Origin of the sequence: Trinickia diaoshuihuensis (genome assembly GCF_003390925.1) — a bacterium.
Lineage (GTDB): Bacteria > Pseudomonadota > Gammaproteobacteria > Burkholderiales > Burkholderiaceae > Trinickia > Trinickia diaoshuihuensis.
In genome coordinates, this window is sequence record NZ_QUBS01000023.1 from 98,270 (window position 1) to 109,975 (window position 11,706).

Sequence of the window (11,706 nt, forward strand, 5' to 3'; positions counted from 1 at the left end):
GTACCGAGGCCGATGCCGTGGCGCGTAGCGCGCGGCCTAGCGTCCTCGCCTCGCGCTCGCCGATGCGGCGCGTTTGGCAACGCTTCAAGGCGCAACGTCTCGGTTATTGGAGCTTCGTGCTGTTCGTGCTCGCCTTCGCCGCGAGTTTGGCCGGCCCGCTATGGTCCAACGACAAGCCGCTCGTCGTTCGTTACGACGGCCACTACTATTTTCCGATCGTGAAAACCTACGCCGAGACCGCGTTCGGCGGGGATTTCCCGACGCCGGCCGATTACCTCGATCCATATGTGCGGCAGCGCCTCGCATCGCCGGGCAACTTCGCGATCTATCCGCCGAACCATTACTACTACGACACGCTGAACTACTTCTCGCGCGAAGCCAATCCGGCGCCGCCCTCGCGTGAGAATTGGCTCGGCACCGACGCCCAAGGGCGCGACGTGTTCGCGCGACTTCTATACGGCTTCCGCGTATCGGTGGAGTTCGCGCTCGTGCTGACGCTGATCGGAAGCGTACTCGGCATCGCGGCGGGCGCCGTGCAGGGCTACTTCGGCGGCCGCATCGATATCGTGGGGCAACGCCTGATCGAGATCTGGAGCGCATTGCCCGAACTGTATCTGCTCATCATCTTCGCCTCGATCTTCGAGCCGAGTTTGCTGCTGCTCGTCGTCTTGTTGTCGCTGTTCGGGTGGATCGGCTTGTCCGATTACGTGCGCGCCGAATGCCTGCGCAACCGATCGCAGGACTACGTGCGCGCCGCGCGTGCGATCGGCCTGTCGAATTGGCAGATCATCTGGCGCCACGTCTTGCCGAACAGCATGACGCCGGTCATCACGTTCCTGCCGTTCCGCATGAGCGGATCGATTCTCGCTCTCACGAGCCTCGACTTCCTCGGCTTGGGGGTACCGGCGCCCACGCCGAGCCTCGGGGAGTTGCTCTCCGAGGGAAAGGCGAACCTCGATGCGTGGTGGATCTCGCTGTCGACGTTCGGCGTACTGGTCGCCACTTTACTGCTGCTGACGTTCATGGGCGATGCGCTGCGCAACGCGCTGGATACGCGTATTGCGCAAGCGATGCGCGCGGGAGGCAATCAATGAGTACGCAGGCGACGACGCAAGAGGCGCACGGTACCGCGGGCGCCGCGCTGCTCGAACTGGAGCATCTGCGCGTGACGTTCGGCGAGACGGTGGCCGTCGACGACCTGACGTTCTCGATCGGGCAGGGCGAGCGCGTCGCGCTCGTGGGCGAGTCGGGGTCGGGCAAGACCGTCACGGCGCTCGCGATCCTGCGGCTGCTCAGCGAGGCCCGCGTGACGGGGGCGATCCGGTTCGCGGGGGAGGACGTGCTCGGCAAGAGCGAGCGGGCGATGCAGGGCCTGCGCGGCTCGGACATCGCGATGATCTTTCAGGAGCCGATGACGGCGCTCAATCCGCTGTTTACGATCGGCGAGCAGATTGCCGAGACGATCGTCGCGCACGAGGGCGTCTCGCCGCAGGAAGGCCGCCTGCGCGCCGTGGCGCTGCTGGCCCGAACCGGCGTGACGGAGCCCGAAAAGCGGGTGCTGAGCTATCCGCACCAGCTCTCGGGCGGTCAGCGCCAACGGGCGATGATCGCGATGGCCCTCGCTTGCCGTCCGCGTCTATTGCTCGCCGACGAGCCCACCACGGCGCTCGACGTCACGATTCGCGCGCAAATCGTCGATTTGCTCCTCGAAATCCAGCGCGACGAAGCGAAAAAACGCGGCATGGCCGTGCTCTTGATTACGCACGATCTCAATTTGGTCCGGCGGTTCGCCCAGCGCGTGGCGGTGATGGAGCACGGCGTACTCGTGGAAAGCGGCCCGGTGGAGCGCATCTTCGAAGCGCCGCAGCACCCGTACACGCAACGGCTCATTGCGAGCCGGCCCCGTCGTCAGGTCACGCCGGTACTGCCGATCGCCCCCGTGCTGCTCGATGCGCGCGAGGTATCGGTGTCGTTCCCGGCGAAAGCGGCCGGTATTCGCGGCTGGTTTCGGCCGGAGCGTTTCGAAGCGGTCTCGAAAGCCTCGCTCGATGTGCGGCAAGGCGAGACGCTCGGCGTAGTGGGCGAGTCGGGCTCGGGCAAATCGACGCTGGCAATGGCGCTGCTCGGTCTGCAACGCACGGTGGGCGGCTCGATCGAGTTCCAAGGGCGGCCGCTTTCGAGCTACCGGGGACGTGAGCAGACCGCGTTGCGCTCGAACATGCAGGTCGTGTTTCAAGACCCGTTCAGTTCGCTCTCGCCCCGGCAGACGATCGAGCGCATCGTGGGCGAGGGGCTCGCGCTGCATCGGCCCGAACTCGATGCGGCAGCCCGGCGCGAGAAGGTCATCGCGGTGCTGCGCGAAGTGGGGATCGACCGCACGGCGCTCGCGCGGTACCCGCATGAGTTCTCGGGCGGCCAGCGGCAACGGATCGCGATTGCGCGCGCCCTGGTGCTGGAGCCGCGTCTATTGGTGTTGGATGAGCCGACGAGCGCGCTCGACGTCTCGATTCAGCAGCAGGTTCTGACCCTGCTCTCATCGCTTCAACACAAATACAACCTCGGTTTCGTATTCATCAGTCATGACTTGGCGGTGATCGGGGCCATGGCTCATCGCGTTGCGGTGATGCAAAACGGGGTCATCGTCGAAACGGGCGACGTGGAAAAAATTTTCTCCAATGCGGCCCATCCGTATACGCGAAAACTCTTGGATGCGAGCTTGCAAGGGTGAATAACGGCAATTATGACGGTACCCCGATTGTTTTTTTTAATTTGTTTTGACAATCGGTTACATCGTGGCTAGTATCGTCCAAACTTTTCGCAGTTCTCTGATTCTTAAGCAAAACCTACCGACCAATGCAGCACCGATATTTTGCCCAGGCTTGCACGCGCGTCGTCGCCGGGATGTTCATTGGCGTGTTGATGACGGCAACTGCCGCCGCGTTCGCAGACGAAACGAGCAGTTCCCAGCAGATCGCTTCCCCCATTCCGGCTCACCTCGAGTCGGATGTCTCGTCCTCCTCTCTCGCTTCAAGCACGAGTAACGTCCAAGCCGCGGATACGTCCACGAGCGGCCGCGCCAGGGCATTCCTGTCGGGTGTCGCGGGCAAGGCCGGCGACGTCGTCGTCGGCGCGCTCAATATGATCGGCGTGCGTTACCGCTGGGGCGGCAGCTCGCCCGATTCGGGGCTCGACTGCAGCGGCTTCGTGCGCTACGTATTTCAAGATACGCTCGGACTGGCGCTGCCGCGCCGCGCCGAAGAGATGAGCCGGGTGGGCGAAAAGGTCCGGATGGCCGATCTGAAACCGGGCGATCTCGTCTTCTTCAACACGATGCGCCGCACGTTCTCGCACGTCGGCATCTACATCGGCGGCAACAAGTTCGTGCATTCGCCCTCGACGGGCAGCACGATCCGTGTCGACGATCTCGATGACGGCTATTGGGAAAAGCGCTTCACGGGCGCGCGCCGGATCGAAACGCAGTTTCCGATGAAGGCCGAGGATCTGCGCAAACGCGTGAGCGCGACGATCGGCGGCGACGCGTCCGGCGGCGGCGACGCCGGCGGTATCGGCGCCAACTGACGCTCGAATTACCAAGCGAATCTCCAAGCATCCCCGCGCTTGGCTAGCGAAGCCCGGTTCCGCGGCTCGCATAAAGGAAAGCCCGCTCGTGAAGCGGGCTTTCGCTTTTAATGCTTTTGATGCGTTTGCAACGGATTCCTGTCCCGCCGGCCGTTCGTGTTTCGATGCACAGGCGAGGTGTGGCCTGACGATCGGCTGCCTTCAGGCTGTCGCCGCCACGCCCGCGCGGCGCTCGGCCAACTTGCGTTGCAAATCCCCATAAAGCCGGGCAACAGCCGCCTCGCCGGCCAAGATGGCTTCGTTGCGCTGACCGAAATTGCTGCCGCTCATGGCGGCCAAGTTCGGGCGGATGACGAAGTCGGCGTACTTCTCGAGCTCGTACGTTTTGATCGTCTGTCCCATGATCGTGAACGTCTGCAGAAGCACGTCGAACGAACTTTGGGTCAGCGCCGTTTCGGGATTGGCCGAGATATCGACGGCAATCACGAAGTCCGCCCCCATCTTGCGCGCGAACGAAGCCGGCACGGGGCTGACGAGGCCGCCGTCGACATATTCGTGCCCGGCGATCTTGACCGGCTCGAAAATCGACGGGACGCTGCATGACGCGCGCACGGCTATGCCCGTATCGCCGCGCTGGAACAAGATCGGCTGCCCGGTGCGAAGATCGGTGGCGACGATGCCGAGCGGCTTGGCCATCTTTTCGATCGGCCGGTGCTGCAGCGTCGTATTGACGTAGTTTTGCAGCGCGAGGCCTTGCAGGAATCCACGTGTGCGAAACGGCATGGCCCAATCGCTGATCGACGCTTCATCCATCGTCAGCGCGAGCTTGTTGATTTGCAGGCCGCTCATCCCGGAGGCATAAAGCGCCCCGACGACCGAACCCGCGCTCGTCCCGCAGACGATATCGATTTGCAGCCCGCGTGCTTCGAGCGCTTTGATGACGCCGATATGAGAGAAGCCCCGTGCCGCGCCGCCGCCTAGCGCGAGCCCGATCCGCAGCGGCTTGGGTGGCGCGGCCGGCGGCGGGCTCGGCGTGGCGCTCGATTCGTTCGTGCGGGTGGCGGGCGATGCGCAGGCCGCGAGCAGCGCCGATGCGCATGCGATCGAAAAGCCGCGGCGGGTGAGGCGAGGGGAAGACGGTTTCAACGATATCTCCAGCGGCGCGCCGGAATCGGCGCGCATCGATCGCCGGACTGGGACCTTTGCAGCACCGGCACGCCGCGCGAGGAAGCGGCGCGCGCACATCATACGGCAAAGCGCTGGAGCGCGGCTGCGCCCTCCCTTGACGACAGGTAAGCGGGACGAGGCGCCGGGTATAGCCGGGTATAATTGCGCTCTATTTCTGTTTCGCTCGACGGCATGCCGCGCACGTACACGCCATCGAATCATCGACGCTACCTATGACCACCGTCCGTACCCGCTTCGCTCCGAGCCCCACCGGCTTCATCCACCTCGGCAACATCCGCTCCGCGCTTTACCCTTGGGCGTTCGCGCGCAAGATGCAAGGCACGTTCATCCTGCGCATCGAGGATACGGACGTCGAGCGTTCGACGCCCGAGGCGGTGACTGCGATTCTCGAAGGGATGTCCTGGCTCGGCCTCGATTTCGACGAAGGTCCTTTCTATCAAATGCAGCGCATGGACCGGTATCGCGAGGTCATCGCACAGATGCTCGATCAAGGGCTCGCCTATCCTTGCTACATGTCGATGGAAGAGCTCGAGGCTGTCCGCGAGCGCCAGCGCGCCGCGGGCGAAAAGCCGCGTTACGACGGCACGTGGCGTCCGGAGCCGGGCAAGACGTTGCCGACGCCGCCGGCCGGTGTCGACCCGGTCATCCGCTTCAAGAATCCATTGACCGGCACGGTGGCTTGGGACGATGCGGTCAAGGGTCGCGTGGAGATTTCGAACGAGGAACTCGACGATCTCGTGATCGCGCGCCCCGACGGCACGCCGATCTACAACTTCTGCGTCGTCGTCGACGATCTGGACATGGGAATCACGCACGTGATTCGCGGGGACGATCACGTCAACAACACGCCGCGGCAGATCAATATCTTGCGCGCGCTCGGGGGCCAGCCGCCGGTGTACGCCCACCTGCCCACGGTGCTGAACGAGGCGGGCGAGAAGATGAGCAAGCGGCACGGCGCGATGAGCGTGATGGCCTATCGCGATGCGGGCTACCTGCCTGAAGCGGTGCTCAACTACTTGGCGCGTCTCGGCTGGTCGCACGGCGACGCCGAAATCTTTTCGCGCGAGCAATTCGTCGAGTGGTTCGATCTCGAGCATTTGGGCAAGTCGCCGGCTCAGTACGACCATAGCAAGCTGAACTGGCTCAACAATCACTACATCAAAGAGGCGGACAACGCGCGGCTGGCGGAACTGGCCAAGCCGTTCTTCGCGGAACTCGGCATCGACGAGGCCGCGCTGGGGGCGGGACCCGATGTAGCCTCGGTCATCGCACTGATGAAGGACCGTGCGACGACGGTCAAGGAGATCGCCGAAACGTCGGCGATGTTCTATCGCACCCCGGCGCCGGAACCCGAAGCGCTGGCCCAGCACGTGACCGATGCCGTGCGGCCGGCCCTCGCCGAATTGGCAGCGTCCCTGCGCACGTGCGAATGGACGAAGGAGGGTGTCAGCGCGGCGCTGAAAGCGACGCTCGCCGCGCACAAGCTCAAGATGCCGCAATTGGCGATGCCCGTGCGCTTGTTCGTGGCCGGCACGACGCATACGCCGTCCATCGACGCGGTGCTCGTTCTGTTCGGGCGCGACCGGGTAGTGCAGCGTATCGAGGCGGGCTTGTCCGCCTGAGCGCGGGCCCGCGTTTCGTAGGCTCTCGCGATCGATTCGTCGAAAAATGCAAAAAGTTCGACGAAGGGTATTTACAAGACGTAAAAGGGTCCATATAATCTCATTTCTGTTCTGCAAGGGGGTATAGCTCAGCTGGGAGAGCGCTTGCATGGCATGCAAGAGGTCAGCGGTTCGATCCCGCTTACCTCCACCAAACACTGCAGACAGAATCAAAGAAAAGCTCTGGTTTCCAGGGCTTTTTCTTTTTCTACGATCCGCCGCGGCATATCTCCCCGATTCACTCGTATCCGATGGCGTGCTAGCTAGCGTCACGTCGACGCCCCAGCACTATCGGAAGCACCAAGTCCGGCATCTTCGGTTACGTCTATTTTTAGTTGAAGTCATGTGCGGATCGGGTCGGTGCTCGGATGAGCCTCGAGGGAGTGCCATGATGAGCGTATTCGGGTTCACGGGTGAGGCCCCGGCCGGACTAGGGCGACGAGAAAATCGCTTGCGCGGGCGTACGACGTGTGCGTATAATGCGAGGCTCTGCTGTTCGAGGTCTCGCGTGTAGTTGGATATTGCGCGATTCAGTCGGCAGGCGATTGTGAAGTGCTTTCGAAGCACAGCGACTGAAAGAAAAAACTTCACAAACGCCAATCGACGAGTTAGAATAGCGTTCTTCGCTGTTGACGAAAGTTAAGAGCGAAATGCGGTAGTGAAAAGATTTTGTCCCCTTCGTCTAGAGGCCTAGGACATCACCCTTTCACGGTGAGTACAGGGGTTCGAATCCCCTAGGGGACGCCAAACATCGCACTGCTTCCCAAGTGAAGCAGCGCAGCTTACGAGACAAAACCGACGCTCGTGAGTATGATGGGCAAGCTATGGAGTGGTAGTTCAGTCGGTTAGAATACCGGCCTGTCACGCCGGGGGTCGCGGGTTCGAGTCCCGTCCACTCCGCCAGACAAAGCCCGTTCAGGGTATCTTGAACGGGCTTTTTTAATAAAAGTGTAAGCAGTACCTGTTGTCCCCTTCGTCTAGAGGCCTAGGACATCACCCTTTCACGGTGAGTACAGGGGTTCGAATCCCCTAGGGGACGCCAAAACATCGGCGGTGCTTCGTGATCGAAGCGCCGCGGTTCGCGGAAACAACCGACGTCCGCGAGCGAAGATGCAAGACTGCGGTGCTTCGTGATCGAAGCGCCGCGGTTCGCGGAAACAACCGACGTCCGCGAGCGAAGATGCAAGACTGGAGTGGTAGTTCAGTCGGTTAGAATACCGGCCTGTCACGCCGGGGGTCGCGGGTTCGAGTCCCGTCCACTCCGCCAAAATAAGAAGCCCGTTCGAAGCGAATTCGAACGGGCTTTTTTCTTGCGCGCTTCCTTGTCGTCTCAGCGGTACGCTTCGCATCTGCGGTTCTCTATTCGTACGGGCTCAGATAATCCGCCATTGCAAGTCGTACGATGCTGCCTTACTGTGATCAAGGTTTCTCTTCGTTCCGGCTACGATGTTCGATCCGACCGACGCGCCTTCGCGCCACGCGCCATCGCCGTTCCAACTGCGTCAAGCGTCAATGAGCGATTTCGCCTTTGCGGAGGCGTTGACCCGCACCAACATGGGCCGCTACTACGAGCGCCACCACTTGGCTTGGCGGGCCGATCTATTTCTGGCGAGCTGGCAGGAGTCCGAGAACTTCATCCTCGAGATCGACAATGAGCCGATCGGCGTTTTGCGGCTGACCGAGGAGGGCGATTCGCTGCATATTCGCGACGTGCAGATCGCCGAAGGACATCGCGGCGTGGGCGCGGGGACGTTTCTGCTCGAGACGTCGCATCGCTGGGCGCGCGAACGAGGGCTGCGTGAATTGCAACTGCGCGTATTCGTCGACAATCCCGCCGCGCGTTTGTACTTGCGAATGGGCTATCGCGTGGCAGGGCCCAGGCTTGCGCAACTGGGCGCCATCCGCCATATGACGCGCCGCGTTTGACTCCGCCCCGGCGCGTTCACGCGTCCGCGTCCGGTTAGGCAGCGCCGTCGACGTCGTCGTCCGTGCCGGACCGTTCAGGCGCTGCTTCGCCGTCACGCATCATGAATGCGCGCGGACTTTGGCCGAACGCGCGGCGGAACATGGCCGAAAACGCACTTTGGCTTTGGTAGCCTAATTCATGCGCTATTTGCGATAACGCGCGGCCTCGATTGAGCAGCGGGATCGCACGCGCGAGCACCGCTTGCTGGCGCCATTGCGAAAAGCTCATACCGAGCTCTTGCCGGAACAGCCGCGCAATCGTGCGCGTGCTGGCGCCGACGCTCGCGGCCCAATACTCGAGCGAGTCGGTATTGCCCGGATCCTTCAATAGCGCATCGCATAGCGTGCGCAGGCGCTTTTCCGTCGGCATGGGCACGGAGAGCGGCAGCGGTTCCGAGCGTGTGATTTCATCGAGCGCGAGCGCGCCGAGCAGCCGCTCGCGGGTGCTGTCCAAGTCGGCGGCATCGAGCGCGGCGATCGACTCCCGCAGCAGCCCCGAGACATCGACGACGCGGCAAGCATCCAGGCCCGCGGGCACGACCGATTCGTCGATATAGAGCGTGCGCAAGTACGCATCCTCGACGATGACCACTTCATGCGGCACGCGCGGCGGGACCCAAATGGCGCGAGACGGTGGAACCATCCACGTACAGCTTTCGACCGCGACGCGCATGACGCCGCGCGAGGCATACGCGAGCTGCGCCCATGCGTGCAGATGCAGCGCAATGCGCTCTCCCGCCGGCATCGGACGAGCGCGCACGCGAATCGGATGCGTGGCGGTAGGCGCGACCGAGGCGGGGATGTCGATCAGGCGCACGCGCGCGGTAGACGTCGGCACGGCGAGTTCATTCGAGTTCACGGCGGCGCTCTGTCAGCGAAGTGAAAGATGCAATGCTGCCCGCGTATTGGCGAGCGGGAAGATCGATATTGTAGGTGCGTCCCGCTCGGCGCCGCTTGCGCGCCTCACTCGCAGACCGCTTATTCCCCATGCATAATGCGCTTGCCGACCCGGTGCGGGGATGAAATCGAGTTACCGCATCACGCCGGCGCCAAGCGTTCGCCGGCGAAGTCCAAAGCATAGAACCGAGCCATGCAACCGGCGACGTGCATATCCACACTACAAAAGGACGAGGGCAAATGCGATACGTATTCGTGTACGGCACGCTGCGAGCGGGCGAAATCAACGACATCGGGGCGGCGGCCGCACGCAACGGTATAGGCGCGCCGAGGCTGATCGGGCGCGCAGCCGTGACGGGGCGGTTATACGACCTTGGCGATTATCCGGGGCTCGTGCAAGACGAGTCGGCAGGGCCGGTACGCGGGGATGTCTATGAGATCGACGAAGCGCTGGTGCCGGTACTGGACCGGATCGAAGGCGTGGAGCCGGGCGTCGACAGCGTCTTCAAGTCGCGCGAGTTGACGGTGACGGTTGCGGGGCGCGAACTGCGTTGCTTTTTCTACCCGGTGGACGACGTATCCGTGAAGGGGCGTACCCGCATCGAGGCCGGCGATTGGATCAGTTACCGCCTCGCGCGCGACTCCGTCGCGCTGCTCGAATGCGGCCGGTAAGCGGCCAAGCCTAGAACGGCCGGGCCGCGAGGGCCCGGCTAGGGCGGCCGAGGCCGCCTTTTTTGTCGGCTATTTAGACTTCTTCATAAAGCGGAAGCGTGAGGAAGTCCGTGAACGTCTCCGAGGTCGACATCTTTTCGAAGATGGTTCCGGCGCGATCGTACGACTCGGTGTTGCCGCCGGCCGCCTGCTTGACCTTCGGCAGTTCTTCGGCAATCAGCGCACGCACGAGCTCGGCCGTTACCTTGCGACCGTCCTCGAGCTTGCCCTTCGGCGAGCGAATCCACTGCCACACTTGCGAGCGCGAAATCTCCGCCGTGGCCGCGTCCTCCATCAAATTGTGGATCGGCACGCAGCCGTTGCCCGCGAGCCACGAGCCGAGGTAGTGAATCCCGACGTTGATGTTGTTGCGCAGGCCTGCTTCGGTGATCGGCGTTTCGGGGCGGAAGTCGAGCAAATCCTTCGCCGTGACTTGCACGTCGTCGCGCTGCTTGCCGATTTGATTCGGCTTGTCGCCGAGGACGCTCACGAACTCTTCCATCGCCACGGGCACCAAGCCGGGGTGGGCCACCCAGCCGCCGTCGTAACCGTCGGTTGCATCGCGCTTCTTGTCCGAACGCACGCCGGCCATGGCCTTCTCATTGGCGGCCGCATCGTTCTTGTTCGGGATCAGTGCGCTCATGCCGCCGATCGCGGGCGCATTGCGCTTGTGGCAGGTCTTGAGCAGATGCAGTGCGTATGCACGCATGAACGGAACCGTCATCGTGATTTGCGCACGATCGGCAAGGCAAAAGTCCTTGTCGTTCTTGAACTTCTTGATCGCCGAAAAGATGTAATCCCACCGGCCCGCGTTCAATCCCGCGCTGTGTTCTCGCAGTTCGTACAGGATTTCGTCCATCTCGAACGCGGCGAGAATCGTCTCGATCAGTACCGTCGCGCGGATCGTTCCGCGCGGCACGCCGACCGCCTCTTGGGCCGCCACGAAGATGTCGTTCCACAGCCGCGCCTCGAGGTGGCTCTCCATCTTCGGCAGATAGAAGTAAGGGCCGCTTCCGCGTTCGAGCAACTCCTTCGCGTTATGGAACAGGAACAGCGCGAAATCGAAAATGCCGCCCGATACGCGCTGTCCGTCCACCGTCACATGCTTTTCGTCGAGATGCCAACCGCGCGGACGCACGAGTAGCGTCGCGATTTTCTCGTTCAGCTTGTACGTCTTGCCGTTTTGCTCGAACGAGATCGTGCGGCGCACGGCATCCCTCACGTTCAATTGGCCCGTGATTTGATTGTGCCAGTTGGGCGTGTTCGAATCCTCGAAGTCGGTCATGTACGAGTCCGCGCCCGAGTTCAGCGCATTGATGATCATCTTGCGCTCGACCGGGCCGGTGATTTCGACGCGGCGGCATTCGAGGTCTTTCGGCAGCGGCGCGATCTTCCAATCGCCTTCGCGCACGGCCTTCGTCTGCGCCAGGAAGTCCGGGCGCTCGCCGGCATCGAGCCGCCGCGTGCGCTCGGCGCGCGCTTGCAGCAACTCGCGACGGCGCGGCTCGAACGTGCGATGCAAGTCGGCGACGAGCGCCAGCGCCTCGGGCGTGAGGATCGTCTCGAAGCCGGGCTCGATCGCACCGGTGATTTGCATGCCTTGGGGCAAGGACAACGTGTTCGCCATGGAAAGTCTCCTTTTGGTCGGTCAGATGGCAAGGTCAAATGGCAACGATAGGCGCGCCTCGCCCGCCCATCGGGGCGG

General features: G+C 62.8%; 9 protein-coding genes and 5 tRNA genes. 11 read left to right on the forward strand and 3 right to left on the reverse strand.

From position 1 onward, the window contains the following. The first annotated feature begins 62 nt into the window (after positions 1 to 62). The 3 genes from DXT59_RS05920 to DXT59_RS05930 all read left to right on the forward strand — a co-directional run bounded on the left by DXT59_RS05920 (position 63) and on the right by DXT59_RS05930 (position 3,579). Entirely contained in the window at positions 63 to 1,094 is a 1,032-nt protein-coding gene (locus tag DXT59_RS05920; protein ID WP_116136010.1) for an ABC transporter permease, read from the forward strand. Further along, complete coding sequence (locus tag DXT59_RS05925) at positions 1,091 to 2,728, forward strand: ABC transporter ATP-binding protein (RefSeq protein ID WP_116135993.1); 1,638 nt, start codon at positions 1,091 to 1,093, stop codon at positions 2,726 to 2,728. Before DXT59_RS05920 ends, DXT59_RS05925 begins: the two co-directional genes overlap by 4 nt. A 125-nt stretch (positions 2,729 to 2,853) precedes the next feature. Next, positions 2,854 to 3,579 carry a C40 family peptidase gene (locus tag DXT59_RS05930; RefSeq protein WP_116135994.1) on the forward strand — a complete coding sequence of 242 codons (726 nt, stop codon included), beginning with the start codon at positions 2,854 to 2,856 and terminating at the stop codon, positions 3,577 to 3,579. A gap of 201 nt (positions 3,580 to 3,780) precedes the next feature. Here DXT59_RS05930 and DXT59_RS05935 read toward each other — a convergent pair whose 3' ends face one another. Next, positions 3,781 to 4,827, reverse strand: a complete 1,047-nt coding sequence (locus tag DXT59_RS05935) for a patatin-like phospholipase family protein (protein ID WP_116135995.1) — start codon at positions 4,825 to 4,827, stop codon at positions 3,781 to 3,783. Positions 4,828 to 4,979: 152 nt separating this feature from the next. On the opposite strand from DXT59_RS05935, the gene gltX reads away from it, so the two are divergent. From gltX to DXT59_RS05970, 7 genes are all read left to right on the forward strand, one after another. Next, entirely contained in the window at positions 4,980 to 6,389 is a 1,410-nt protein-coding gene (gene gltX / locus DXT59_RS05940; RefSeq protein ID WP_116135996.1) for a glutamate--tRNA ligase, read from the forward strand. Between the two features lie 117 nt (positions 6,390 to 6,506). Then, a tRNA-Ala gene (locus DXT59_RS05945) sits at positions 6,507 to 6,582 on the forward strand. Positions 6,583 to 7,099: 517 nt separating this feature from the next. Beyond that, positions 7,100 to 7,175, forward strand: a tRNA-Glu gene (locus tag DXT59_RS05950). Positions 7,176 to 7,254: 79 nt separating this feature from the next. Then, a tRNA-Asp gene (locus tag DXT59_RS05955) sits at positions 7,255 to 7,331 on the forward strand. Positions 7,332 to 7,394: 63 nt separating this feature from the next. Further along, positions 7,395 to 7,470: transfer RNA gene (locus tag DXT59_RS05960), tRNA-Glu, on the forward strand. A 148-nt stretch (positions 7,471 to 7,618) separates the two neighbouring features. Beyond that, positions 7,619 to 7,695, forward strand: a tRNA-Asp gene (locus tag DXT59_RS05965). 179 nt (positions 7,696 to 7,874) lie between these two features. Next, positions 7,875 to 8,354: a GNAT family N-acetyltransferase gene (locus tag DXT59_RS05970; RefSeq protein WP_116135997.1), complete on the forward strand. Its 480-nt coding sequence runs from the start codon at positions 7,875 to 7,877 to the stop codon at positions 8,352 to 8,354. A gap of 34 nt (positions 8,355 to 8,388) precedes the next feature. Here DXT59_RS05970 and DXT59_RS05975 read toward each other — a convergent pair whose 3' ends face one another. Next, positions 8,389 to 9,231 (reverse strand): AraC family transcriptional regulator, encoded by an 843-nt coding sequence (locus tag DXT59_RS05975; RefSeq protein ID WP_116136011.1) that lies wholly within the window; start codon positions 9,229 to 9,231, stop codon positions 8,389 to 8,391. Positions 9,232 to 9,530: 299 nt separating this feature from the next. Here DXT59_RS05975 and DXT59_RS05980 point away from each other — a divergent pair, with 299 nt between their 5' ends. After that, a complete protein-coding gene (locus DXT59_RS05980; protein ID WP_116135998.1) occupies positions 9,531 to 9,962 on the forward strand; it encodes a gamma-glutamylcyclotransferase family protein in 432 nt (143 codons plus the stop codon). A 73-nt stretch (positions 9,963 to 10,035) separates the two neighbouring features. Here DXT59_RS05980 and aceB read toward each other — a convergent pair whose 3' ends face one another. Next, positions 10,036 to 11,628 carry a malate synthase A gene (aceB, locus tag DXT59_RS05985; protein WP_116135999.1) on the reverse strand — a complete coding sequence of 531 codons (1,593 nt, stop codon included), beginning with the start codon at positions 11,626 to 11,628 and terminating at the stop codon, positions 10,036 to 10,038. Positions 11,629 to 11,706 lie beyond the last annotated feature (78 nt).

Coding starts and splice junctions, on each gene's coding strand:
- gltX (WP_116135996.1), top strand. CDS start 4,980: ATGACCACCGTCCGTACCCGCTTCGCTCCGAGCCCCACCGGCTTCATC.
- DXT59_RS05925 (WP_116135993.1), top strand. CDS start 1,091: ATGAGTACGCAGGCGACGACGCAAGAGGCGCACGGTACCGCGGGCGCC.
- DXT59_RS05970 (WP_116135997.1), top strand. CDS start 7,875: ATGTTCGATCCGACCGACGCGCCTTCGCGCCACGCGCCATCGCCGTTC.
- DXT59_RS05920 (WP_116136010.1), top strand. CDS start 63: ATGCGGCGCGTTTGGCAACGCTTCAAGGCGCAACGTCTCGGTTATTGG.
- DXT59_RS05935 (WP_116135995.1), bottom strand. CDS start 4,827: ATGATGTGCGCGCGCCGCTTCCTCGCGCGGCGTGCCGGTGCTGCAAAG.
- DXT59_RS05980 (WP_116135998.1), top strand. CDS start 9,531: ATGCGATACGTATTCGTGTACGGCACGCTGCGAGCGGGCGAAATCAAC.
- DXT59_RS05930 (WP_116135994.1), top strand. CDS start 2,854: ATGCAGCACCGATATTTTGCCCAGGCTTGCACGCGCGTCGTCGCCGGG.
- aceB (WP_116135999.1), bottom strand. CDS start 11,628: ATGGCGAACACGTTGTCCTTGCCCCAAGGCATGCAAATCACCGGTGCG.